The organism is Nitrospirillum amazonense (genome assembly GCF_007828035.1).
Classification (GTDB): Bacteria; Pseudomonadota; Alphaproteobacteria; order Azospirillales; family Azospirillaceae; genus Nitrospirillum; species Nitrospirillum amazonense.
In genome coordinates this window covers 15,438-39,354 of record NZ_VITV01000019.1, presented here as the reverse complement: position 1 = coordinate 39,354, position 23,917 = coordinate 15,438, and the positions used below count along the sequence as shown (strand labels likewise).

Below are 23,917 nucleotides of genomic sequence, written 5' to 3'. Positions count from 1 at the left end.
GCCCGGCCGCCGACTGGAGACACGCACCATGACCCATTCCCTGCACCTGGGCGCCATCCTGGCCGGCGTCGGCACCAGCCACGACGATTGGCGCGACCCCGACCTGCCCGGCGACGCCAGCATCGACATCAACTGGTATATCAACGCCGCCCGCAAGGCGGAGGCCGCCAAGTTCGACCTGGTCTTCATCGTCGACAGCCCCTACATCACGCCCGACAGCGCCCCCCATTTCCTGAACCGGCTGGAGCCGCTAACCCTGCTGTCGGCCCTGGCCGTCTCCACCAGCCACATCGGGCTGGTGGGCACGCTGACCACCTCATACTGGGAGCCGTACAACGTCGCCCGCCAGTTCGGCTCCCTGGACACCATCAGCCGCGGACGCGCCGGCTGGAACGTGGTGACCACCGGGCTGGAAGGCGCCGCCCGCAACTACGGCCGGGACCACCACCTCGACCATGCGGAACGCTACCAGCGCGCCCGGGAGTTCGTATCGGTCGTCCAGGGCCTGTGGGACAGCTATGAGGACGACGCCTTCCCCCGCGACAAGGCGGCGGGCGTGTTCCTGGACAAGACCAAGCAGCATGCGCTGAACCACAAGGGCCGCTTCTTCTCCGTTGCCGGGCCTCTGGCCCTGACCCGCAGCCCGCAGGGCCAGCCGGTCATCTTCCAGGCGGGCGACAGCGACGCCGGCCGCAACCTGGGTGCCACCATCGCCGACGCCACCTTCGCCAGCGCCGACGGGTTCGAGGCGGCCCAGGCCTATTACGCCGACCTGAAGGCGCGCGCCGCCGCCCAGGGGCGCAACCCCGACCATATCGTCGTCCTGCCCGGCCTGACCGTCACCATCGCCGACACACAGGAGGAGGCGGATCGCCTGGCCGCAGCGCACGAGGCGGAACTGGATTTGGACAAGCTGCTGGTCCAGCTGGGACGGCCCTTCAACTACCATGATTTCCGGCAGTACGACCTGGACGCGCCCTTCCCCGACCTCAGCCATGTCAGCCTGAACGGCTACAAGGGCCATGCGGAGCGCATCATCAGGACCGCACGGGAGGAAAGCCTGACCCTGCGTGAGGCGGCGTGGCGTTTCGGCCGCTGGCGCTCCGGCTTCGTCGGCACGCCGGAGGCGGTGGCCGACGAGATCGAACGCTGGTTCACCGGGCGCGCGGCCGACGGCTTCAACATCCATGTCACCAAGCCCGGGGCCTTTGCCCAGTTCACGGACAAGGTGGTGCCCATCCTGCAACGCCGGGGCCTGTTCCGGGCCGATTATACGGCCGGCACCCTGCGCGGCCACCTCGGCCTGCCCATCCCCGCCAACCGGTACAGCGGACGGCTGGCGCAGGTGGCGGAATAAGGCCTGGCGAGCCATGTCCAATTGGGGGAATGAATGGCGGTGCCCTTCCCCCCGCCATCGGTGGTAGCGTGCGGGGATGGGCATTACCCCATCCCCGACGTTGACCACGGGCGGGCGCGGCACCACTAACTTCAAGATTGCCAGGCTCTGGCCGCCAGCGGCGCAGGCAACGGCAGCATAACTCATAACCCCAATTGATCCGGGACTTGGAACAGAGATGAGCACGCAGACCCTTCCCGCCTTCTACCAGCGCCCCCGCCCCCTGGCCGCGGAGCGAGACGGCGACCTGTCGCTGGCCCCCGCCGCCGGCTACCAGTTCGCTGCCGGCTCCAACTCCGTGCCCGTGATCGCGGCGGAGTTCACGCTCGCCTGCAAGCACTACCCCATCCTGTTCCTGGACGGTGCCCCGCCCCAGGCCGTGGCGCTGCTGGGCTTGCGCAATGGCGAGAACCTGTTCGTGGACGCCGACGGCACCTGGGAATCCGGTGCCTACATCCCGGCCTATGTCCGCCGCTACCCCTTCATCTTCCTGGAAAACCGCGAGAAGGCGGAATTCACCCTGTGCATCGACGAGGCCGCCTCCAGCCTCAGCCACGGCGGCCCCAACAAGCTGTTCGAGGGCGGTCAGCCCACCGAGGTGACCCGCAACGCCCTGGCCTTCTGCAGCGACTACCAAGGCCACTACAACGCCACCACCGAGTTCGTGGAGGCCCTGATCAAGGCCGACCTGCTGGTGGAGAACCGCGCCGACGTCACCCTGAAGGACGGCCAGAAGCTGAGCCTGGCCGGCTTCAAGGTCATCGATGAAGCCCGGTTCAACCAGCTGCCGGCCGAGGACTTCCAGCGCTGGCGCGAGCGCGGCTGGCTGGCTTTGGCCTACGCCCACTTCATCTCGGTCAGCAACTGGGCCGGCCTGGTGGACCGCACCTCGCTGCGCCCGGCGACCAACTGACGCAGCGCCTTAAGCCTTAATTGAAACGGCGGCCCGGGTCATCCCAGGCCGCCGTTTTCATATCCGGGCATATTCCACAAGCTGGGCGCGGACAATCAAGTCCACGCGGGCGTCACATCGGCGCGCCGCCATACAGCACGCCCAGCAGCATGAGATACAGCAGCGCCACCAAGGGCAGGCACGCCTCACCCCACATCTGGGCCCGTTGCTCGACCTTCGCCATCGCCGTCATTTCCAACCTCATCCGTCCAACCCGCGCCGTTGGATGATTTCAAACATTGCCGGTCGTTTGCGTCAATAAAATATATTTCACAATATTTTACAGTTATTCCTCTTGGCAACTTGCCGGCGGGCGGGTGCGTGGCATTTCCCTAGCAGGCATGGCGGCAGACAGGGATCGATGCGTATGGAAAATCGGCGTGGACTGTTTTCACCCTGGCGGCGCACGACCCTGGCGGCCGCCTTGACGACCGCCCTGGTCCCCGCTTTATTTCCCCCCGCGGCGCGGGCGCAGACCACGACCTCGGGCGTCAGCGCCGAGGCCATACGCGACGCGGTGCGCGACCAGCTGAAGGCGGAGGACATCGGCCACGGCTTCGAAACCCTGGGCGTCTTCGGCGGCACGCCCGACGCCAGCGCCGCCCGCTACAGCAGCAATGAGATCACGCTGCACGGCTACAAGCTGCCCATCACCCACAGCTTCCGCGACAAGGACGACACCGACAGCGTCGCCCCCTACCTGGAGGTGACGCTGGGCTATGAGACGGCCTGGCATCAGACGGCCTTGGGCGCCGATACCGGCGCGCCGGACGTGGTGAAGGAAAACTACAAGTCCTATTCCGCCTTGGGCGGCTTCGGCCTGGACATCCCGATCGGCGGTTCCACCTCCGTCCGGCCGGTCGCCCTGGGCGGCTACACCCGCATTCGCGGCAGCGGGGAATTCGCCGGCCCCAATGCCGACCTGTTGCGGGAGAGCACGGGCGGCATCCTGACCAGCATGCGCATCGACAGCTTCCTGGCCGGCGGCGGGGTGGAAGTGCTGCACGAGCGCGCCCTGGCCGACGGCCTGCGCCTGCACCTGATGGGCCGCTTCAGCGAGTTCGCCGACATCCCCAGCCGCGTCAGCGACCCGTCCTTGAAATCCACCGGCAGCTTCGGCTTCGCCACCGTCAACGCCCAGCTGGACGGCCCGCTGGGCCATCTGTTCGCCGACGACCTCCGCTGGATCGCCTTCAGCCGGGGCAACATCCTGATCGGGTCGCAGCAGGATTTCCTAGGCTTCGACAAGTTCCTGGAAGTGGGCGGCGGGCTGGAGGTGGTGACGCCCCACCTGGGCTATGGCATCGAGGGCGTGACGCTGCGCGGGTCGGCCATCATCGGCAACGGCGTGCGCGGCTGGACCATCGGTCTGGGCCTGGCGTTTTAGGGCCTAAGGCGCCCATACCTAGGTATGGCTTGGCGGCGCGCTTGTTTTCGGTGGGATTGACCAAATTCTTAAATGTGCCAAAAGGGGGAACACCCCAACGAAAGTGCCCTGTCCCCGTGCACCTCCGCGATCTGCCGTCCATCAGCGCCGTCCTTTCCCACCCCGCCGCATCCCCCCTGCTGGACCGCCACGGCCGGACGGCGGCGACGGACGCCATCCGCGCCGTGCTGGCCGAGGCCCGGGCCGCCCTGCTGTCCGGCGGCGACACTGTGCCGGATGCCGACGCCGTGGCCGCCCTGGCGGGGGCCCGGCTGGAGGATACCGGCCGGTCCAACCTGCGCCCCCTGTTCAACCTGACGGGCACGGTGCTGCACACCAACCTGGGCCGCGCCCTGCTGGCGCGGGAGGCCATGGACGCGGCCCTGGCCGCCATGGGCGACCCGGTGGCCCTGGAATTCGACCTGGAAGACGGCAAGCGCGGCGAGCGGGACGACCATGTCCGCGCCCTGTTGTGCGAACTCACCGGGGCGGAGGACGCTACCGTCGTCAACAACAATGCCGCCGCCGTGCTGCTGGTGCTGAACACCCTGGCACGCGGCCGCGACGCCATCGTGTCGCGGGGAGAGCTGATCGAGATCGGCGGCGCCTTCCGCATGCCCGACATCATGGCCCAGGCCGGCGCCCGCCTGGTGGAGGTCGGCACCACCAACCGCACCCACGCCAAGGACTACAAGGGTGCGCTGTCGCCCGAGACCGGCGTTATTCTGAAGGTCCACACCAGCAACTACCGCATCCAGGGCTTCACCAAGGAGGTGTTGGCGCCCGAACTGGCCGGCATCGCCCATGACGTCGGGGTACCCTTGGTGAACGACCTCGGGTCGGGCACCTTGGTGGACCTGTCCGCCTATGGTCTGAAGCGCGAACCCACGGTGCGCGAGGCGGTGGCGGAGGGGGCGGATCTGGTCACCTTCTCCGGCGACAAGCTGCTGGGCGGGCCGCAGGCCGGCTTCATCGTCGGCCGCCGCGACCTGATCCAGGCCCTCAACCGCAACCCCATGAAGCGGGCCCTGCGGGTGGACAAGGTGCGGCTGGCCGCCATCGAGGCGACGCTGAAGCTGTACCGCGACCCCGACCGCCTGGCCCAGCGCCTACCCACCCTGGCCCTGCTGTCCCGCCCCCAAGGCGAGATTGCGGAGCAGGCCCGGCGTCTGGCGCCCGTGCTGGCTGCGGTCCTGACCGAAGACTACGCCGTCGAGGTCTGCGACTGCGACAGTCAGATCGGCTCCGGCGCTTTGCCGTTGGACACCTTGCGCAGCGCCGGCCTGGCGGTACGCGGCACCGGGACGGCCCTCAACCAGTTGGCGGTGGCGTTGCGCGTCCTGTATCAGCCGGTAATTGGCCGCATCGAGGATGGGCGCCTGATCCTGGACCTGCGCTGCCTGCGTGATGAGGACGCCTTCATCACCACGCTCCAAGGGCTCATGCTGCCATGATCATCGGCACCGCCGGCCATATCGACCACGGCAAGACAGCCCTGGTCCGGGCGCTGACGGGCGTCGATGGCGACCGGCTGAAGGAGGAGAAGGCCCGGGGCATCACCATCGACCTGGGCTTCGCCTACCTGCCGCTTCAGGACGGGCCCACCCTGGGCTTCGTCGATGTGCCGGGGCATGAGCGCTTCGTCCACACCATGGTGGCCGGCGCCAGCGGCATCGACTACGCGCTGCTGGTGGTGGCGACCGACGACGGCGTCATGCCGCAGACGCGCGAGCATCTGGCCATCATCGACCTGCTGGGTATCCGCCACGGCCTGGTGGCCCTGACCAAGGCAGACCTCGCCCCGCCCGACCGCCTAGCGGCGGTGACGGCGGAAATCAGGGCGGCGCTGGCGGGCACCAGCCTGGACGGCGCCGACATCCTGCCCGTCTCCGCCCTCAGCGGCACCGGCATCGATGCGTTGCGCCAGCGGCTGGAGGGGGAGGCCCGCGCCCAGGCGATGGCGAAAACGGCGGCTGACCCCGGCGCCTTCCGCCTGGCCATCGACCGCGCCTTCACCCTGACCGGCGTGGGCGTGGTGGTGACGGGCACGGTGCTGTCCGGCCGGGTACGTGTAGGCGACAGCGTGACGGTCAGCCCATCCGGCTTGCCGGCCCGGGTTCGCTCGCTGCACGCGCAGAACGCAGTGGCGGAGGAAGGCCGGGCCGGCGACCGCTGCGCCCTGAACCTGGCCGGCCCCGACATCACCAAGGAAGCCTTGCACCGGGGCGACATGGTGCTGGCCCCAGCATTGCACGCCCCCACCGACCGCATCGACGCCAGCCTGCGCCTGCTGCCGCGCGAGGCGGGGGCCAAGCCGCTGCCGCAATGGTTCCCGGTACGGCTGCACCACGCGGCGGCGGAGGTGGGCGCCCGCGTCGTGCTGCTGTCGGAAGAGGCGCTGGCGGGTGGCGAAGCCACGCAGGTGCAACTGGTGCTGGAACGGCCCATCGCGGCGGCCGTGGGCGACCGCTACGTCATCCGCGACGTCTCGGCCCAGCACACCCTTGGCGGCGGCCGCTTCATCGACCTGCGCCCCCCGCCCCGCCGGCGGCGCACGGCGGAGCGTGTGGCCCAGCGCATCGCCCTGGCCCTGCCGGACCCCAAAGCCGCCCTCGCCGCCCTGCTGGCCATCCCGCCGCACCATGCCGACCTGACCGCCTTCGTCCGCGACCACGCCCTACCCGACGGCGCAGCGGAGGCGCTGGCCGCGGCGCTGGACCTCGTGGTGCTGGAACACGGGGAGGCCCGCACCGCCCTGTCGGCGGAACGCTGGGCCGCCTTCCTGGCTCATCTGTCGGAAACACTGGCCGCCTATCACGCCGAGAACCCGGACCTGCAGGGCATGGGGCGGGAGAAGCTGCGCCTGGCCGTGCAGCCCCGCCTGCCCACCCCCGTCTTCGCCGTCGCCATCGCCAAGGCCGTGGCCCAGTGCCTGGTGGCGCTTGATGGCGCCTTCATCCGCCTCTCCGGGCATGTCGTACGCCTGGCGCCGGCGGATGAGGCGGCGTGGGCCGACCTCGCCCCCCTGCTGAGCGGGGAGGTACGCTTCCGCCCGCCGCGGGTGCGCGACATCGCCGCCGACACCGGCCGGGATGAGGGTGAGGTGCGACGCATCCTGAAGCTGGCCGGTCGCATGGGCTGGGCCGACCAGGTGGCGCACGACCATTTCTTCCTGCGCGACACGGTGCGCGAAATGGTGGCCATCGCCGTGGACGTGGCGGCGCAGGCCCCCGGCGGCGCCTTCGTCGTGGCCCCTTTCCGCGACCGCATGGACAACGGCCGCAAGGTCGCCATCCAGATCCTGGATTTCTTCGACCGGCATGGCATCACCCTGCGCCGGGGTGACCTGCGCCGCGTCAACCCGCACCGGCTGGACTTGTTCGGGCCGCCTGTGGTTTTGTGAGTTTGGTTTATATGGAAGGGAATCGCCCCTGGTGGGGCGTCCGGACTTCAAATCCGGGTGGGGCAGCGAGACTGTCCCGGGTGGGTTCGACTCCCATTCCCTTCCGCCACCGCTTTCCCGTCAGCGGTCGGTAATTTTTACCACCATAAGGTGGTTCCCTATGGCGCCGTCCCGGGAAATTGCATACCCATTTAGGGCGCCCACGTCCGGCGCCAAACCATGGGGAGCAATGATCATGCGATCCAAGACGCCAGTGCCGCCGCCCGAGGAACAAGGTCCGGTTCAGATTTACGGTTCCGTGGAGAAGGACTACAGCGCCCGCTTCACCTCCGACTTCCCCCGCCGGGGCAACAGCCAGCCGGGCACGCGCATCGAGAATCCAGCGGGTGCCGGCGGTGGCGCCTTCAGCCCCAGCATCGATGGCGACGCCAGCCTGCACTTGCGCCTGTCGGCCAACGGCGTCCGCAAGGTGGAGGCGATCTTCGACCCTACCCAATTCTATGTGGCGCCTGCCGACTTGACCGCGAATCCCGGTTTCCAGTTCACGATGCGCCAGGAAAATGGCGTGGGCATCACCGTGCTGTTCCAGTCGGAAAACCCGGTGATCATGAAGGACCGGCTGTTCACAATCTTCCCGTATGGCGCCGGCAGCCGGCCCGGCCGTGTCATCGTGCCGGGCCCTCAGCACATCTGGCCGGCCGGTTGGTTGAAGCTGCGCATCACCGGCGCCAACGGCGATGTCATCCACGCCGTGAAGACCAGCTCCGAAAACGGCGAGGGCGAGTTCACGATCGAGAAGATCGACCGCTGGCGTTGGTGAAGTGGGCGCTGGTGACGGCGTGGCCTACACCACCCGCACCACCGGTTCCCCCTCCGTCACGCGCCCGATGATGCGCGCCATGGGATACCCCGCCTCCACGATCTGGCGGCAGATCTCCTCCGCCCGCCCCGGCGCCACGGCGACCAACAGGCCGCCGGAGGTCTGCGGGTCGGTCAGCAGGGCGCGGCGCCAGGGGGCGAGATCGGCGGGCAGGCGCGTCTCCTCGCCATAGCTGGCCCAGTTGCGGTTGGAGGCGCCGGTGATGAATCCCGCCTCCGCCAGCTGGACCGCCTGCGACAGGAAGGGCAGACGGTCCCACTCCAGCGCCAGCGTCAGCCCGGCGCCGCGCGCCATTTCCAGACCGTGGCCCAGCAAGCCGAAGCCGGTGACGTCGGTGATGGCGTGCACGTCGGCATCTTGCGCCAGGGTGGCGCCGACGCGGTTCAGCAAGGTGGTGCTGGCCACCATCTCGGCGTAGCCGGCGGCATCCAGCTTCTGCTTCTTGAAGGCGGCGGAATAGACGCCCACGCCCAGGCCCTTGGTTAGGATCAGGGCGTCGCCGGCCTTGGCCGTGGCGTTGCGGCGGATGGCCTGGGGCGGGGCGACGCCGATGACGGCCAGGCCGTAGATGGGCTCCCCTGAATCGATCGAATGGCCGCCGGCCACGGGAATGCCGGCCTCGGCGCAAATGCTGGCGCCGCCGGCCAAGATCTCCCGCACCACCTCGGGCGCCAGCTTGCCCAGCGGCATGCCCAGGATGGCCAGCGCGAACAGGGGCCGGCCGCCCATGGCGTAGACGTCGGACAGGGCGTTGGTGGCGGCGATGCGGCCGAAGTCGCGCGGATCGTCCACCACCGGCATGAAAAAGTCGGTGGTGGCGATGATGCAGTGGCGATCGTCCAGCTGCCAGACGGCGGCGTCGTCCCCCGTTTCCGTCCCCACCAGCAGGTTGGCGTAGCCGGCCGTCTGCGGTTGGCCCGCCAGCAGCTGCTGCAGCACCGCCGGCGCCAGCTTGCAGCCGCACCCCCCACCATGGGCGAGATCGGTCAAACGTATCGGGTCATTGGACATTTCTATCGCCTTCAATTGCATGGAAGACCGATTTTTGTATTGTCTGCAGGCAAACCGGCCGCATTGCAGATAAGGACATTGCCCTTATTTGCAAGCGGCGTTAAGACCGCAGTTGTTCGATCGAGGATGCCTATCGCCGCGACCCCCGCCATCGGGTGGCGATAGCGGCCTCCCGACGCCGAACCGTGGCCCGGTCGGGTCCAAGACGTGGGGGACGTCACGCCCCCTGCGTGCCCCAGCCTATGCCACGGACGCATCCCCATGGACCTGACCGCCGCGAAGTCATCGCACATCCCCGGACGCCCCCACCCCATGGTGGGCATCGCCATCGTCGCCCTGATCGCCATCGCCGGCCTGTTCTACGTGAAATGGTCGCCCTATTACGCCCGCGCTTTCGCGGCGGCGGCCAACCACGCCATCGGCAAGTCCATCCTGATGGGCACCGACGCAGCCGCCCCGGCCCCGTCGTGGGATGCGGCCGTGGGCTATGCCCTGGCCTATGGCAAGGCCATCTGGCAGGCCATGGTGCTGGGCCTGCTGCTGGGCTCCGCCATCCAGGCACTACTGCCCGTCACCTGGGTGGCGCGCCTGCTGGGCCGCACCGGCTTCGGCAGCGTGCTGGCCGGCGGCCTGCTGTCCCTGCCCGGCATGATGTGCACCTGCTGCGCCGCCCCGGTGGTCATGGGCCTGCGCCGTCAGCAGGCGGCGCCGGGGGCGGCCATGGCCTTCTGGCTGGGCAACACCGTGCTGAACCCCGCCACCCTGGTCTTCATCGGCTTCGTCCTGGGCTGGCAGTGGACGGGCCTGCGCCTGGCCCTGGGGCTGGTGATGGTGCTGGGCCTGGGCCTGCTGGCCAACCGCGTCAGCCCCATGCCCGATCAGGCGACCGCCCTGCTGGCCCTGCAGGCGGAGGCGGAGGCGGAGGCGCAGAACCCCTTCGTCCGCTGGCTCAAAATCCTGGGCCGCATGGCCGTGCGCCTGATCCCGGAATACGTCGTCATCGTCCTGGCCCTGGGCGCCGCCCGCGCCTGGCTGTTCCCGGCCATCGGGCCGGAGATCGGCAACCAGTTCATCTGGATCGCCGCCTTCGCCATCGCCGGCACGCTGTTTGTCATCCCCACGGCGGGCGAGGTTCCCATCATTCAGGCCATGCTGTCGCTGGGCATGGGCGTGGGGCCGGCCGGCGCCCTGCTGATGACCCTGCCGCCCGTCAGCCTGCCCTCCATTGCCATGCTGCACCGCTCCTTCCCCCAGAAGGCGCTCGCCGCCGTCATCGCCGGCGTGGTGCTGCTGGGCATCGTCGGCGGCTATCTGGCGGTGGCGTTGTTCTAGCCCTCGCCCCCCGGGTCGCCCCCCGGGTCGCAACGCGGCCCCATGTAACCCGGCAGGGCGGCGGCCAGGGCATCCACCGCCGCCCGCACCTTCAGGGGCAGGTGCGGCGTCTGCACCCACAGGGTATGGACGTCGTAGAGATACTCCGGCTGGTCCGGCAGCACCGTCACCAGCGCGCCTGACGCCAGCTGTTCGCGGATGAGCCAGGAGGGCAGCCAGGCCAGCCCCATGCCGGCCACGGCCAAGTCGGCGATGGTCTCCAGATCGTCCAGCTGGATGCGGTGGCGGGGCAACACCTCCACCGCCGGGCGCCCGTCGCGCGGGAACAGCCATTGCGGAATGCGGGCGGAGCGGCGGTAGATGATGCCCTCATGCCGGGCCAAATCATCCAAATCCGTCGGCGCGCCATGCGCCGAGAGATAGGCGGGGGCGGCGCAGACCACCATACGCTGGCGCGCCACGCGCCGGGCGATCAGGCCGGCGCGGTCGGCCAGGCCGCCGGTGCGGATGGCCAGATCGAACCCCTCCTCCACCAAATCGACCAAGCGATCGCCCAGCGACAAATCCAGCTCGAGCGCCGGATAGCGCCGCGCCAGTTGCAGCAGCACGGGCACGACGCAGCGGCGCCCGAAATGTTCCGGCATGGTCACGCGTAGACGGCCGCGCGGCTCCCCTAACTGGTCGGCGGCCAGGGCGTCGGCCGCGTCCGCCTCCGCCAGCACGACGCGGCAGCGCTCGTAATAAGCCCGGCCGAAATCCGTCAGGCTCTGTCGCCGCGTGGTGCGGTTCAGCAGGCGCACGCCCAGCCGTTCCTCCAGGAAACGGATGTGCTTGCCCACCATGGGGCCCGACAGGCCCAGCGCCGACGCGGCCGCGGCGAAAGACCCCAGATCCACCGCCTTGACGAAGACGGCCATGCTGCCCAAGCGGTCCATATTGAAAACCATTGGTTCGTAGTGTTCTGCATCCTAGCCCATTTATCCCGCCTGACGGTCACGCTCATGTTCATTCCTGTCAATTGATTTGGAGTGAATGACCATGGCACGCGTTATCCGCTTTCATGAGCATGGCGGCCCCGAGGTCCTGCGTATCGAGGAGGCCGATGTGCCGCCGCCCGGCGTCGGGCAGGTGCAGATCCGCGTCAAGGCGCTGGGCCTGAACCGGGCGGAGTCCATGCTGCGCACCGGCGCTTATATCGAGACGCCGGAAAGCTGGCCCAGCGGCCTGGGCTTCGAGGCGGCCGGCGAGGTGGCGGCCCTGGGCGCCGGTGTGGAAGGCCTCAAGGTTGGCGATGCCGTCAGCGTGGTGCCGCCGCCCTCGCAGATCGAATGGCCTGCTTATGCCGAACTGGCGAACTTCCCGCAGCACCTGGTGGTGAAGCACCCGGCCACCCTCAGCTGGGAAGAGGCCGCCGCCACCTGGATGCAGTACGTCACCGCCTACGGCGCCCTGATCGACTTGGCCAAGCTGGCGGCCGGCGATGTCGTCGTCATCACGGCGGCCAGCAGCAGCGTGGGCCTGGCCGCCATCCAGATCGCCCGCATGGTGGGTGCCACCCCCATCGCTTTCACCCGCACGCATGCCAAGCGCCAGGCCCTGCTGGAGGCCGGGGCCGCCCATGTCGTCGCATCGGCGGAGGAGGATTTGGAGGCGCGGCTGGCGGAGATCGCGGGGCCCGAGGGCGTGCGCGTGGTGTTCGACCCCATCGGCGGCCCCATCTTCACGCCTTTGACCGCCGCCATGGCCCGGGGCGGCGTCCTGATCGAGTACGGCGCCCTGAGCCCCGAGCCGACGCCCTTCCCCCTGTTCACCGTGCTGGGCAAGAGCCTGACGCTGCGGGGATATCTGATCCACGAGATCACCACCGACCCCGCGCGGCTGGCGGCGGCGAAGGCCTTCGTACTCAATGGCCTGGAGTCCGGCGCGCTGAAGCCCATCATCGACCGCAGCTTCGGCTTCGACGACATCGTGGCGGCCCACCGCCACCTGGAATCGAACCAGCAGTTCGGCAAGCTGGTGGTGACGGTCTGAGGGAACCGGCCCCGATCTCATCAACCGGGGCCGTCTCTCCCTACGCCAGCAGCAGCGGATTGGGCGCGTGGCGCAGCCAGCCGACCTCGGCCACCATCAGGTCCAGGCCCAGGCTGGCCAAATCGTCGGCATAGGGGTCCAGCTTGGGGTCCTTGGCGACGTACAGCATCTTCGCGTAGGTGTGGCAGTCGTCGCAGGTTTCCACCTGAACCGCACCGTTCTCCCCCTCCACGCTTTTCAGCGACAGGTGGGCCGACTGGCCGCAGGTGATGCACACCGCCCGTACATGGTTCCAAGCGGTGGAGCAGAGGGAGCAATAGAGATAGCGCACGCCGGGCGTGGAGCCGGAAGCGGTGATGACGCCCGCCACCGGGGTGGAGCCGCAGCAGGGGCACAGGCCGCGCTCCGGCAGCAGATGCACCTGGGACTCGTCCAAGGTGGCGGCCAGCTTGGTGAAATAGACCTGCAGGGCCGCCGCGATGAAGACGGCGCGGCCGGCATCCTCAGGCGCGACGTTGCCGCTGAGGAAATCGTTGGCCAGGTATTCCAGCGTGTCGCCATCGATGTCGTTCAGGCTGTCGATGACGGACGCCACCAGGTCCGGCACCTCCGGCAGGCGGTCGAAATGGCGCAGGATCAGAGTCAGCGCCTCGCGCCAGACGATGTCGCGCTCATGGCCATCGGCGGCCAGGGGCGGCATACCGGCGTCGGTGGCCGTGGACACGTCGTCGGCGTCCGGGGCGGTCACATCGATCATGTCGGCCGCATCATGCTGGGCCTGCGACAGCTCGCACAGGAACTCCAGCCACTGGGCCATGGGATGGTCGACCGCCAGCACGCCCAGCCGCCCGGAGGTGCGGGCGAAGCGGGTGGACGGATCGGGCAGGATAATGGGGGCCGGCGCCGTCACCCCACCCTGGGGGTTGCCGATCCACGGCGCCTTGGGCGCCACTTCACCCTGTCTCATGACCGGACTCTCCTGGGGCGGCTGCTCCGCCACCCCTCATAGCATGAAAGAATGGGGGCGCGGCCCGGCGACGGACCACGCCCCTGATACATAGGCCCTGAGGCCGCTCAGTGCTCGCGGAATTTGGCCGTGCTGTCCGGCGTCGGCCCGGGGGAGCCGCTGGCGACCAGGCTGCGGAACCATTTGCGGTGATGCCGATGGGCCCAGCCGGGGGTGACCCAGCCGTGCAGCATGGCCCGCATGGAGCCCTTCACCCACAGCGCGGCATAGACATGCGTGATCCAGATCAGGATGGCGCCGATGGCGGCCATGCTGTGGATCAGCACGGCGACCCGCTGCGTCTCGATGGAGGTGGCGCCCCCGAAATAAACCTCCCAGATCAGGATGCCGGTGACGAACAGCACCGGGATGATCAGGGCCATGCCCCAGAACACCGCCTTCTGGCCGGCGTTGAAGCGGCCGACGGGCGGCACCTCCTCCTCCCGGTTGTCCAGCACCTTGTCCAGCGACTTGGCCCATTCCACGTCGTCGCGGTTCCACAGGTTGTCCCGCCAGAACTGGATGAACAGGCCCAGGAAGCTGACGATCAGGCACACGCCCAGCCAGGGATGCAGCGCCCGCATCCATTGTCCGCTGCCGAACAGGTTCGACAGCCAGAAGAACACGGGATGGAACATGGCCAGGCCCGACAGGGTCAGCAGCACGAAGCAGAGGCCGGTGATCCAGTGGTTCACCCGGGTCAGGGTGGAATTGCGGACGATGGTTCCCTTGGGATAGCTCATGACTTCGCACTCCCTTCCCGTTTGGCCTTCTCCATCTCCAGCCGGGCGTGGGCTTCATCCTCCTCCGTCGTCTCATTGGGGCCGGCGACGATGGAATGTACGAAGGCGCCCACGGCGGCGAAGGCCAGGCCCGCCAGGGCCACCGGCTTCAGGAAGCCCTTCCACGCCCCCACCAGCGCGCTGATGTGGGGCTTGTCCGGCAAGCCGGAGTAGAGCGAGGGCTTGTCGGCGTGGTGCAGCACGTACATGACGTGCGTGCCGCCCACCTCCGGCGGGTCATAGAGGCCGGCGTTCTGGAAGCCGCGTTCCTTCAGCTCGGCGATGCGCTCGCCCGCCCAGTCCTTCATGTCGTCCTTGGAGCCGAACATGATGGCGCCGGTCGGGCAGGTCTTCACGCAGGCCGGCTCCAGCCCCACGCCCACGCGGTCGGAACACAGGGTGCACTTGTACGACTTGTGGTCCTGGGCGCTGATGCGCGGGATGTTGAAGGGGCAGCCCTTCACGCAATAGCCGCAGCCGATGCAGTTCTCGCTGATGAAGTCGACGATGCCGTTGGCGTACTGGACGATGGCGCCCGGGGCCGGGCAGGCCTTGAGGCAGCCCGGATCCTCGCAGTGCATGCAGCCGTCCTTGCGGATCAGCCATTCCAGGTTCCCCTGCTCGTCCTCGTACTCGGCGAACCGCATCAGGGTCCATGTGCCGGGGTTGAGGTCGTGCGGGTTCTCGTACGCGCCCTGGAACTCCTCCATCTCCGGCCGCAGGTTGTTCCATTCCATGCAGGCGGACTGGCAGGCCTTGCAGCCGATGCAGCGGCTGACGTCGATCAGCTTCGCCACCTCAAGCTCATGGTGGCGCGCCGAGGGCGGCGTCAGGTTGGTGGCCGACCGGCGGATGTAGTCTTGGGATTGCAGGTCGGCCATCACAGGCTCCCCACCTTGGTGAGCGACTTCGGCACCCCTTGGGCGTCACGCGGCCCCTGGGCCACGTCCACCGCGGGGGGCGCGCTGGTCTTCTCGATGTTGAGCAGGAAGGCCTTGAACTCCGGCGTGTTGGTGTTGGCGTCCCCCACGAACGGCGTCAGCGTGTTGGCGCCGTAGCCCTTGCGGGCCACGCCGGTGAAGCCCCAGTGGATGGGGCAGCCGATGACGTGGGTCGGCTTGCCGTCCACCATCAGCGGCTTGATGCGCTTGGTCACGAAGGCCTTGCAGATCACCTGGCCGCGCTTGGACGACACCTTGACCCAGCCGCCCTGCTCGATGCCCTTCTCCTTGGCCAGAGCCTCGCCGATCTCCACGAATTCCTCCGGCTGGAGGATGGCGTTGATCAGCGAATGCTTGGTCCAATAGTGGAAGTGCTCGGTCAGGCGGTAGGTGGTGCCGACGTAGGGGAAGTCGGCCGACGCGCCCATGTGTTCCTTGTCGCTGGCGAACACGCGGGCGGCCGGGTTGTTCTTCACCTTGGGGTGCAGCACGTTTTCCGACGGGCTTTCGAACGGCTCGTAATGCTCGGGGAACGGACCCTCGTTCATCAGGCCGCGGGCGAACAGGCGCGCCTGCCCCTCCTGGTTCATGATGAAGGGGCCCACGCTGTCCGACGGCTTCACCGTCGGGCCGTAGTCGGGCACGTCCACGCCCACCCACTTGGACCCGTTCCACTCGATGACGGGCTTAGCCGGGTTCCAGGCCTTGCCCTCCGGGTTGGCGCTGGCGCGGTTGTACAGGATGCGCCGGTTGGCCGGCCACGCCCAGGCCCAGTTGGGGGCGATGCCCGCCTCACGCGGGTCCGTCGCGTCACGGCGGGCCGTCATGTTGCCCTTGTCGGTGAAGCTGCCGGCGAAGATCCAGCAGCCCGACATGGTGGTGCCGTCGTCGCGCAGCTGGGCGAAGGCGTCCAGCTGCTGCCCCGCCTTCAACAGCGGGGCACCCGTGGCCGGGTCGTTGACGTCCGCCAGCGCGCGGCCGTTCATCTCCTTGGCGACTTCCTCCGGCTCCGGCTCGTGCGGGTCGGCGTAGGTCCAGGTGAGGTTCAGCAGCGCATCCGGGAAGGCCCCGCCGTCCTTGGCGTACATCGCCTTCATGCGGTTGTAGAGGCCGGCGATGATCCACAGGTCGGTCTTGGCCAGGCCGGGGGCGTCGGCCGCCTTCCAGTGCCACTGCAGCCAGCGGGCGGAGTTGACCAGCGTGCCGTTCTCCTCCGCGAAGCAGGTGGTGGGCAGCTGGAATACTTCGGTCTGGATCTCCGTCGGCTTGGACGGATTCTGCGGACCGTAGTCCTGCCAGAAATTGGCCGTCTCGGTATCCAGCGGGTCCATGACGACAAGGTACTTCAGGTTCGACAGGCCCCGGCGGATCTTGCCCCGGTCGGGGAAGGCCTGCATGGGGTTGAAGCCCTGGCAGATGTAGCCGTTCATCTGCTTGTTGTTCATCATCTCGAACGCGCGCAGGATGTCGTAGCCATCCACGTCCAGCTTGGGCAAGTAGTCGTAGGCCCAATTGTTCTCGGCCGTGGCGGCGCTACCGAACATGGCCTTCTGGAAGCTGACGAAGAACTTGCGGTAGTTCTGCCAGTAACTGGTCTGCCCCGGGCGCAGGGGCTTGAACAGCTTGGTCTCCATGTACTTGTCGAAGGTGACTTCACTGTCCTTCGGCATGTTCATGTAGCCCGGCAGCGATGCCGAGAGCAGGCCAATGTCGGTCAGTCCCTGGATGTTGGAATGACCGCGCAGGGCGTTCATGCCGCCGCCGGCGACACCGATGTTGCCCAGCAGCAGCTGTACCATGGCCATGGCGCGAATGTTCTGCGCGCCCACCGAATGCTGCGTCCAGCCCAGCGCGAACAGGCTGGTCAGGGCCTTGTCCGGTGCCGAGGTGGTGGCGATCAGCTTGCAGATCTCCAGGTACTTGTCCTGGGGCGTGCCGCAGATGCGGGACACCATCTCCGGCGTATACCGATCGACGTGGCTTTTCAGCAGGTTGATGACGCAGCGCGGGTTCTGCCAGGTGTCGTCGGACTTGGCGTAGCCTTGCTCATCCAGCTCATAATCCCAGCTGGACTTGTCGTAGCTGCGCTTTTCCTCGTTATAGCCGCTGAACAGGCCGTCCTCGAAGGCGAAGCCGTCCTTCACGATCAGGCTGGCGTTGGTGTACGCCCGCACATACTCGTGCTGGATGGCATCGTTCGTCAGCAAATAGCGCATGAGGCCGCTGAGGAAAGCGATGTCGGTGCCCGGCCGGATGGGGGCATAGACATCCGCCACGGAGGCCGTGCGGGTGAAACGCGGATCGACAACGATGAGCTTGGCCTTGTTCTCGATCTTGGCCTCGACCACCCATTTGAATCCGCAGGGGTGCGCTTCGGCGGCATTGCCGCCCATGACGATGACGACGTTGGCGTTCTTGATGTCCTGCCAGGTGTTGGTCATCGCACCGCGACCGAATGTTGGGGCCAAACTGGCCACCGTCGGTCCGTGTCAGACACGCGCCTGGTTGTCGAACGTCACCATGCCCAACGCGCGGGCCCACTTGAACGTCACATAGGCCGCCTCGTTCGAGGCCGCCGAGGCCGCCAGCATGCCCGTGGTGTTCCAGCGGTTCACCGTGGTGCCGGCGCCGTTCTTGGCGATGAAGTTGGCGTCGCGGTCCTGCTTCATCAGCGTAGCGATGCGGTCGAGCGCGAAGTCCCAGGAGACTTCCTTCCACTCCGTGGCACCGGCGGCACGGTACTTCGGAACGGTCAGGCGGCCCGGCGCGCGCACGATGTCCAGCAGGCCGGCGCCCTTGGGGCACAGCGTGCCGCGGTTGACGGGATGGTCCGGATCACCCTCGATATGGATGACCGAGGACTTCACGTTCTTCGCGCGATCGCCCTGGCTGTAGATGAGGATGCCGCAGGCCACCGAGCAATAGGTGCAGGTGTTGCGGGTTTCGGTGGCGGCGGTCAGCTTGAACGGCCGGACCGAAGCCGCCAGCGCGGTGCCCGCAGAGCCGAAGCCCAGCGCGCCCATGCTGGAGACCGCCAGTCCCGCGCCGGTCAGCTTGATAAAGCCGCGACGACTGAGATCCATGTCTCACACGCTCCCGTGAAAATCGGCCCTGCCAAAACGCCGAAGCCGCCCGGGAAGGGCAAGCAGACGCCGGCAGACGGATACACGCATCATAAGACGCGGCCGCAGCCCGTCAAGTTATTGGCGGTGAATTTCTCGGGCAGCGAATGAAGACGACCCTATTGATAACCGTTCTCATTAACTAAATTCAGAAAAGTGGTTGCGTCATGCGCAAAGTTTATTACCCAACCAAAGGTATTCCATGTCCGCTACCTGAAACGCGGGGCTTTAATGCGCTATATTTAAATGGATATAACGATACCTTTCCCCAGACCGGGCCCTCAAGTCGGGAAAGGCAAAGGCCCGGGGCCTGTGATGACCGCCCTTGCCCCTGACCTCATCGTTTTGCCACCCTGTGCCCTTCCCGGATGAGGAGCTTGCCGCCATGACCGGCACTGCCACGTTTGCGTTCAGATACCTGCCCTCCCCCATCGGGCGGCTGACCCTGGTGGCCGGCAATGAGGGTCTGGCAGCCATCCTCTGGGAGAATGACAGGCCGGGCCGGGTGCGGCTGGGTCCGCTGGTTCCGGCGCCCGACCATCCGGTATTGATTGAGGCCGAACGACAGCTGCGGGCCTACTTCGCCAGGAAACTGACGGTGTTCGACGTGCCAGTGTCCTTCGCCGGCACGGATTTCCAGAAACAGGTGTGGCGGGCGCTGCTGACCATCCCCTATGGCGAGGTGCGCAGCTACAGCGACATCGCCCGGCAGATCGGCAAGCCTGCGGCAGTGCGGGCGGTGGGGGCCGCCAATGGACGCAACCCCATCTCCATCATCGCACCCTGCCACCGGGTAGTGGGCATGGACGGCACTCTGACCGGCTTCGCCGGCGGCCTGGAGGCCAAGGACTATCTGCTGACGCTGGAAGGACGCCGCCCCGCCCGCCGCCCGGCAATAACGGGCGACCTGTTCGCGACCGCCGGATAAACGCCGTCACCGCGCGTCCGCGACGTCCTTGGCGATGGTCCAGCCGCCGCCCAGCGCGCGGTATGTGGCCACCAGATCCTGCGCCACCTGGATACGGCTCTGGGCCAGCTGGTCCTCCGCCTCCAGCTGGGTGCGCTGGGCATCCAGCACGGTCAGGAAATTGTCGGCACCGTAGCGGTAGCGCGTCGCCGCCAGGCTGGCGGCCCGGGTGCTGGCCATGGCGGCGGTGTCCAGCGAGGCACGCCGCGACCTTTCCTGGGCATAGCGGGCCAGCGCCGTCTCCGCCTCCTGCCAGGCGGTCAGCACCGCCTTCTGGAAATTGGCCGCCGCCTGGTCGGTGTTGGCGTTGGCCTCGCGGATGCGGGCATAGAGGGCGGCGTCGAACAGCGGCAGGCTAATGCTGGGCCCGATGCCGTAGGTGAAGGCGCCCCGCGCGCCCAGGTCCCCCGGCTGCAGGGCCTGCACCCCCACCGACCCGATGAGGGAGATCTTGGGATAGAGATCGGCGGTGGCGACACCGATGCGGGCCGTGGCCGCGGCCAGGGCACGTTCCGCCGCCGCCACGTCGGCCCGTCGGCCCAGCAGGGTGGCGGGCGTGCCCACGGCCACGCTGTCGGGCAGGTCGGGCAGGGGGGCCGGCGCGTCGAGCAGGCTCAGCAGCGCCCCCGGCTCCCGCCCCGTCAGGGTGGCCAGGATGTGCTCATCCGCCGCCACCGTGGCGCGCAGGGGCGGAATGGAGGCCACGGTGGTTTCCAGCTGCGCCTGGGCGCGGGCGATGTCCAGGTCCGTGCCCCGGCCGGCATCGCTGAGGGTGTGGGTCAGGTCGAAGGTGCCGCGCTGGTTCTCCGCATTGCGCAGCGCGACGGACAGGCGCAGCTGGGCGCCGCGCAGGTCGACATAGGTGCTGGCCACGTCGGCGATGATGACGGTCAGCACCTGGTGGCGCAGCGCCTCCGCCCGCGCGCTGTCCGCCTCCGCCGCCTCGATGGCGCGCCGCACCTGGCCGAACAGGTCGATCTCCCACGACAGGCTGCCGCCGGCCGTGGTGACGTTGCTGTCGGGCAGTTGCGCGTTGGGCTGGCCTTGTTGCGTGGCCGCGGCGGCGCGCGCCCGGCTGTAGCTGGCGCTGGCGCCCAGGGAGGGCAGGTTGCGGGCGCCCACCGCCTCCGCTTCCGCCCGGGCGGCGCGGACGGCGGCGTCGGCCGCCTTCAGGTCCAGGTTGGCCTTGACGGCGTCGGCCACCAGCTGGTCCAGCACCGGGTCGCCCAACTGGCGCCACCATTCCTCCAGCGGTTCCTCCGCCTTCAGCATGTCGGCCGCCTTCACCTCCGCACTGCCGGGCGCCGCACCCGCGCGGGTGAAGGAGGTGCCGGCGGCGGCCGGGCTGGCCGGCGCCTGGTAATCCGGCCCCACGGTGATGCAACCGGCCAGCGGCAGCAGGCAGACCGACAGGGCCAACAGGGTGCGATAGGTGCGCATGAACTGATCCCCCTTCCCCGTCAGGCCGTATGATGGCCCGGTGACCCGGCATGCGGCGGCCCCACATGCGGCGGTGGTGTTTCTTCCCGCTTGCCGAAACGCCGCTGGCCCCATAGCGCCAGCCAACGGCAGACGACGTAGAACACCGGCGTGAACAGCAGGCCGAAGAAGGTGACACCCAGCATGCCGAAGAAGACGGCGGTGCCCAGGGCCTGCCGCATCTCCGACCCGGCGCCCGAGGCGTTCACCAAAGGCACCACGCCCAGGATGAAGGCGAAGGAAGTCATGAGGATGGGGCGCAGGCGCGTGCGGGCCGCGCGCACCGCCGCCTGGAAGCGGTCCATCCCCTCCTCCTCATCCTGCTTGGCGAATTCCACGATCAGAATGGCGTTCTTGGCCGCCAGGCCCACCAGCACGACGAGGCCGATCTGGGTCAGGATGTTGTTGTCCATGCCCCGCAGATTGACGCCAGAGATGGCGGTCAGCAGGCACATGGGCACGATCAGGATGACCGACAGCGGCAGCATCCAGCTTTCATACAGGGCGGCCAGCAGCAGGTAGACGAACACCACGGCCAGACCAAAGGCGATGGGGGCGGTGTTGCCGGCGATGATCTGCTGGAAGGTCAGTTCCGTCCACTCGATGGCGAAACCGTCGGGTAGGCGTTGCTGCGCCAGCTGCTGTACGGCGGCGATGGCTTGGCCGGTGGAATATCCCGGCGCGGGCGACCCCTGCAGTTCCGCCGCCGGATACAGATTGTAGCGCGGCACGCGGTAGGGCCCCGTCACGTCGCGGAAGGTGGCGACGGAGCCCAGGGGCACCAGCCCCCCGCTGTTGGAGCGCGTGCGCAGGTAGGCGATGTCGCGCACACTGGTGCGGTCGGCGCCGTCAGCCTGCGCCGTCACCCGGTAGGTGCGGCCCAGCAGGTTGAAGTCGTTGACGAAGGCCGACCCCAGATAGACGTTCAGGGTGTCGAAGATGCGGGACGGCGGCACGCCCAGCATGTCGGCCTTCACCCGGTCGATGTCGGCGTACACCTGCGGCGTGCGGGTGTTGTACAGGCTGAAGACGTTGGCCAGGCCCGGCGTCTGGTTGGCCGCCAGCATCATGTCCTGCGTGGCGTCGGCCAGGGCCTGCAGGCCGCGCGAACGTCTGTCCTCGATATAGAGCTTGAACCCGCCCGACGAGCCGATGCCCGGCACCGTGGGCGGCGGGATTAGCAGGATCAGGGCGCCATCGACCTGCTGTATCGTCTTCTGCAGGTCGGAGAAGATGCCCTGGGTGGTCAGGCTGCCGCGCTCCGCGAACGGCGTGGTGGCCACGAAGACGGCACCGGCGTTGGGGGCGTTGGTGAAAGTGGCGCCGTCGAAGCCGGCGAAGCCCACGGTGTGGGCGACACCCGGCCGTTTGCTCAGCAAATCCTGGACATGGCGCAGGATGGCGTCCGTCCGGGCGAGGGAGGAGCCTGGCGGCAGCTGGATGACGGTGATGAAATAGCCCTGGTCCTGCGCCGGGATGAAGCCCGTGGGCGTGCGGGAAATAAGGCCGCCGCCCAGCACGATCAGCCCGGCATAAACCACCAGCACGACGGTGGCCAGGCGCACCAGGTGGCCGGTCAGCCGGCCATAGCGGTCCGACAGCCAATCGAAGCCGCGATTGAAGCCGCCGAAGAACCGCGCCACGGGATGGAAGCCCCGCCGGGGCGCCGCATGCTCCTGCACGTGCGGCTTCAGCAGCAGGGCGGCCAGGGCCGGGCTCAGCGTCTGCGACACCAGCATGGAGATGACGGTGGCGGCGGCGATGGTGACGCCGAACTGGCGGTAGAACTCGCCCGCGATGCCGGTGAGGAAGGCCGTGGGCAGGAAGACGGCGGTCAGCACCAGGGCGATGGCGACCAGGGCGCCGCCGACCTCGTCCATGGTGCGGTGCGCGGCCTCGCGCGGGGACAAGCCCTGGGCCAGGTTGCGCTCCACATTCTCCACCACCACGATGGCGTCGTCGACGACGATGCCGATGGCCAGCACCAGCCCGAAGAGGGACAGGTTGTTGAGGGAGAAACCCACCGCCGCCATGACGGCGAAGGTGCCGATGAGCGAGATGGGGATGGCGATGACGGGGATCAGGGCCGCCCGCCACGATTGCAGGAAGACGATGACGACGATGACCACCAGCACCACCGCCTCGAAGATGGTGTGGTAGACCTCCTTCACCGATTCCGCGATGTAGTTGGTGGGGTTGTAGACCACCTTGTAGGCCATGCCCTTGGGCATGTCGTGGCTCATCGTCTCCATGGACGACAGCACGCTGGCTGCCGTCTTCAGGGCGTTGGATCCCGGCCGCTGGTAGATCAGGATGGCGGCGGCCCGCTGGCCGTCGACGTAGGAATACGTGTTGTAGTCCTGCGCCCCCAGCTCCACCCAGCCCACGTCGCGCACGCGGGTAACGCGGCCCTGGGCGTCGGACTTGATGACGATGTCGGCGAACTGGCTGGGGTCGGTCAGACGGCCCAGGGTCTGCACCTGCACCTCGAAAGCGCTGGGCTTGGGCACGGGCGGGTGGTTCAGCTGGCCCGAGGCCACCTGCACGTTGTTGCCCTGCAGCGCCTGCACCACCTCCGCCGTGGTCAGGCCGCGGGCCTGCACCTTCTCCGGATCCAGCCAGACGCGCATGGAATAGTCGCCGGCGCCGCGGATGCGGGCGTCGCCCACGCCGTCCAGACGGGCCAGCGGGTCGCGCACCTGCAAGGTGGCGTAATTGGAGATGTAGAGCTGGTCCAGGCTGTCATCCGGGGAATAGAGGTGGATGACCATCATCAGGTTGGGGGAATTCTTGCGCGTGGTGACGCCCAGGCGGTTCACCTCGTCCGGCAGGTGCGGCTGCGCCACCGACACGCGGTTCTGCACCAGCACCTGGGCCTTGTCGATGTCGGTGCCCAGCTTGAAGGTAATGGTCAGCGACAGGCCGCCGTCGCCCGTGTTCTGGGAGACCATGTACAGCATGTCGTCGACGCCGTTGATCTCCTGCTCCAGCGGTGCGGCCACGGTGTTGGCCACCGTCTCGGCCGAGGCCCCGGGGTATGTGGCCGTCACCACCACCGTGGGCGGCGCCACCTCGGGATACTGGGCCACCGGCAGAGCGAAATAGGCCAGGCCGCCGACCAGCGTGATCAGGATGGAGATCACGCAGGCGAAGATGGGCCGGTCGATAAAGAAGTGGGAGAACTTCATG

Annotated in this window: 18 protein-coding genes and 1 tRNA gene; 10 read left to right on the top strand and 9 right to left on the bottom strand. The window is 68.1% G+C overall.

Features of this window, described 5'->3' with window-relative positions; genetic code table 11:
• The first annotated feature begins 28 nt into the window (after positions 1–28).
• From FBZ87_RS28170 to FBZ87_RS28140, 7 genes are all read left to right on the top strand, one after another.
• On the top strand, positions 29–1,357 hold the full coding sequence (locus FBZ87_RS28170; protein ID WP_145613892.1) for an LLM class flavin-dependent oxidoreductase: 1,329 nt from the start codon (positions 29–31) through the stop codon (positions 1,355–1,357).
• A gap of 217 nt (positions 1,358–1,574) precedes the next feature.
• Complete coding sequence (locus FBZ87_RS28165; RefSeq protein ID WP_145613891.1) at positions 1,575–2,309, top strand: SapC family protein; 735 nt, start codon at positions 1,575–1,577, stop codon at positions 2,307–2,309.
• 406 nt (positions 2,310–2,715) lie between these two features.
• Complete coding sequence (locus FBZ87_RS28160) at positions 2,716–3,735, top strand: hypothetical protein (protein WP_145613890.1); 1,020 nt, start codon at positions 2,716–2,718, stop codon at positions 3,733–3,735.
• 116 nt (positions 3,736–3,851) lie between these two features.
• A complete protein-coding gene (gene selA, locus FBZ87_RS28155; protein WP_211107274.1) occupies positions 3,852–5,228 on the top strand; it encodes an L-seryl-tRNA(Sec) selenium transferase in 1,377 nt (458 codons plus the stop codon).
• The gene (selB, locus tag FBZ87_RS28150; protein WP_145613889.1) at positions 5,225–7,177 is read left to right on the top strand and encodes a selenocysteine-specific translation elongation factor; all 1,953 of its coding nucleotides are present in this window, start codon (positions 5,225–5,227) and stop codon (positions 7,175–7,177) included. Before selA ends, selB begins: the two co-directional genes overlap by 4 nt.
• A gap of 13 nt (positions 7,178–7,190) precedes the next feature.
• Positions 7,191–7,286 (top strand) — tRNA-Sec (locus FBZ87_RS28145).
• A gap of 126 nt (positions 7,287–7,412) precedes the next feature.
• Complete coding sequence (locus FBZ87_RS28140; protein ID WP_145613888.1) at positions 7,413–7,997, top strand: hypothetical protein; 585 nt, start codon at positions 7,413–7,415, stop codon at positions 7,995–7,997.
• Between the two features lie 24 nt (positions 7,998–8,021).
• On the opposite strand, the gene selD is transcribed toward FBZ87_RS28140, so the two are convergent.
• Entirely contained in the window at positions 8,022–9,068 is a 1,047-nt protein-coding gene (gene selD / locus FBZ87_RS28135) for a selenide, water dikinase SelD (RefSeq protein WP_145613887.1), read from the bottom strand.
• A 261-nt stretch (positions 9,069–9,329) separates the two neighbouring features.
• Between selD and FBZ87_RS28130 the strand changes: the two genes are divergently transcribed.
• Positions 9,330–10,400, top strand: a complete 1,071-nt coding sequence (locus tag FBZ87_RS28130; RefSeq protein ID WP_211107272.1) for a permease — start codon at positions 9,330–9,332, stop codon at positions 10,398–10,400.
• Here FBZ87_RS28130 and FBZ87_RS28125 read toward each other — a convergent pair.
• The gene (locus FBZ87_RS28125) at positions 10,397–11,317 is read right to left on the bottom strand and encodes a LysR family transcriptional regulator (RefSeq protein WP_246134649.1); all 921 of its coding nucleotides are present in this window, start codon (positions 11,315–11,317) and stop codon (positions 10,397–10,399) included. The two genes, FBZ87_RS28130 and FBZ87_RS28125, sit on opposite strands and share 4 nt — an antisense overlap.
• Positions 11,318–11,438: 121 nt before the next feature.
• Between FBZ87_RS28125 and FBZ87_RS28120 the strand changes: the two genes are divergently transcribed.
• Positions 11,439–12,431 carry a zinc-dependent alcohol dehydrogenase family protein gene (locus FBZ87_RS28120; protein ID WP_145613885.1) on the top strand — a complete coding sequence of 331 codons (993 nt, stop codon included), beginning with the start codon at positions 11,439–11,441 and terminating at the stop codon, positions 12,429–12,431.
• A gap of 40 nt (positions 12,432–12,471) precedes the next feature.
• Here the strand turns inward: FBZ87_RS28120 and fdhE are convergent, their stop codons facing one another.
• The 5 genes from fdhE to FBZ87_RS30275 form a co-directional block, all read right to left on the bottom strand.
• Positions 12,472–13,398: a formate dehydrogenase accessory protein FdhE gene (gene fdhE, locus FBZ87_RS28115; protein ID WP_145613884.1), complete on the bottom strand. Its 927-nt coding sequence runs from the start codon at positions 13,396–13,398 to the stop codon at positions 12,472–12,474.
• A 107-nt stretch (positions 13,399–13,505) separates the two neighbouring features.
• Positions 13,506–14,180, bottom strand: a complete 675-nt coding sequence (locus tag FBZ87_RS28110) for a formate dehydrogenase subunit gamma (RefSeq protein ID WP_145613883.1) — start codon at positions 14,178–14,180, stop codon at positions 13,506–13,508.
• Positions 14,177–15,100, bottom strand: coding sequence for a formate dehydrogenase subunit beta (fdxH, locus tag FBZ87_RS28105; RefSeq protein ID WP_145613882.1), 924 nt, complete (start codon positions 15,098–15,100; stop codon positions 14,177–14,179). The genes FBZ87_RS28110 and fdxH overlap by 4 nt, the downstream gene beginning before the upstream one ends.
• Positions 15,100–17,637, bottom strand: a complete 2,538-nt coding sequence (gene fdnG, locus FBZ87_RS28100) for a formate dehydrogenase-N subunit alpha (protein WP_479684995.1) — start codon at positions 17,635–17,637, stop codon at positions 15,100–15,102. The genes fdxH and fdnG overlap by 1 nt, the downstream gene beginning before the upstream one ends.
• A 12-nt stretch (positions 17,638–17,649) precedes the next feature.
• Entirely contained in the window at positions 17,650–18,243 is a 594-nt protein-coding gene (locus FBZ87_RS30275) for a hypothetical protein (RefSeq protein ID WP_479684994.1), read from the bottom strand.
• Between the two features lie 424 nt (positions 18,244–18,667).
• On the opposite strand from FBZ87_RS30275, the gene FBZ87_RS28095 reads away from it, so the two are divergent.
• Positions 18,668–19,210 (top strand): methylated-DNA--[protein]-cysteine S-methyltransferase, encoded by a 543-nt coding sequence (locus FBZ87_RS28095; protein WP_145613880.1) that lies wholly within the window; start codon positions 18,668–18,670, stop codon positions 19,208–19,210.
• A 6-nt stretch (positions 19,211–19,216) separates the two neighbouring features.
• Here the strand turns inward: FBZ87_RS28095 and FBZ87_RS28090 are convergent, their stop codons facing one another.
• Both FBZ87_RS28090 and FBZ87_RS28085 read right to left on the bottom strand, forming a co-directional pair.
• A complete protein-coding gene (locus FBZ87_RS28090) occupies positions 19,217–20,689 on the bottom strand; it encodes an efflux transporter outer membrane subunit (RefSeq protein WP_186455035.1) in 1,473 nt (490 codons plus the stop codon).
• A gap of 20 nt (positions 20,690–20,709) precedes the next feature.
• Positions 20,710–23,916, bottom strand: coding sequence for an efflux RND transporter permease subunit (locus FBZ87_RS28085; protein ID WP_145613878.1), 3,207 nt, complete (start codon positions 23,914–23,916; stop codon positions 20,710–20,712).
• Position 23,917 lies beyond the last annotated feature (1 nt).

Excerpts from the sequence above, each read along its gene's own strand:
- FBZ87_RS28170 (WP_145613892.1), top strand. The coding sequence starts at position 29 with ATGACCCATTCCCTGCACCTGGGCGCCATCCTGGCCGGCGTCGGCACC.
- FBZ87_RS28165 (WP_145613891.1), top strand. The coding sequence starts at position 1,575 with ATGAGCACGCAGACCCTTCCCGCCTTCTACCAGCGCCCCCGCCCCCTG.
- FBZ87_RS28160 (WP_145613890.1), top strand. The coding sequence starts at position 2,716 with ATGGAAAATCGGCGTGGACTGTTTTCACCCTGGCGGCGCACGACCCTG.
- selB (WP_145613889.1), top strand. The coding sequence starts at position 5,225 with ATGATCATCGGCACCGCCGGCCATATCGACCACGGCAAGACAGCCCTG.
- FBZ87_RS28140 (WP_145613888.1), top strand. The coding sequence starts at position 7,413 with ATGCGATCCAAGACGCCAGTGCCGCCGCCCGAGGAACAAGGTCCGGTT.
- selD (WP_145613887.1), bottom strand. The coding sequence starts at position 9,068 with ATGTCCAATGACCCGATACGTTTGACCGATCTCGCCCATGGTGGGGGG.
- FBZ87_RS28130 (WP_211107272.1), top strand. The coding sequence starts at position 9,330 with ATGGACCTGACCGCCGCGAAGTCATCGCACATCCCCGGACGCCCCCAC.
- FBZ87_RS28125 (WP_246134649.1), bottom strand. The coding sequence starts at position 11,317 with ATGGCCGTCTTCGTCAAGGCGGTGGATCTGGGGTCTTTCGCCGCGGCC.
- FBZ87_RS28120 (WP_145613885.1), top strand. The coding sequence starts at position 11,439 with ATGGCACGCGTTATCCGCTTTCATGAGCATGGCGGCCCCGAGGTCCTG.
- fdhE (WP_145613884.1), bottom strand. The coding sequence starts at position 13,398 with ATGAGACAGGGTGAAGTGGCGCCCAAGGCGCCGTGGATCGGCAACCCC.
- FBZ87_RS28110 (WP_145613883.1), bottom strand. The coding sequence starts at position 14,180 with ATGAGCTATCCCAAGGGAACCATCGTCCGCAATTCCACCCTGACCCGG.
- fdxH (WP_145613882.1), bottom strand. The coding sequence starts at position 15,100 with ATGGCCGACCTGCAATCCCAAGACTACATCCGCCGGTCGGCCACCAAC.
- FBZ87_RS30275 (WP_479684994.1), bottom strand. The coding sequence starts at position 18,243 with ATGGATCTCAGTCGTCGCGGCTTTATCAAGCTGACCGGCGCGGGACTG.
- FBZ87_RS28095 (WP_145613880.1), top strand. The coding sequence starts at position 18,668 with ATGACCGGCACTGCCACGTTTGCGTTCAGATACCTGCCCTCCCCCATC.
- FBZ87_RS28090 (WP_186455035.1), bottom strand. The coding sequence starts at position 20,689 with ATGCGCACCTATCGCACCCTGTTGGCCCTGTCGGTCTGCCTGCTGCCG.
- FBZ87_RS28085 (WP_145613878.1), bottom strand. The coding sequence starts at position 23,916 with ATGAAGTTCTCCCACTTCTTTATCGACCGGCCCATCTTCGCCTGCGTG.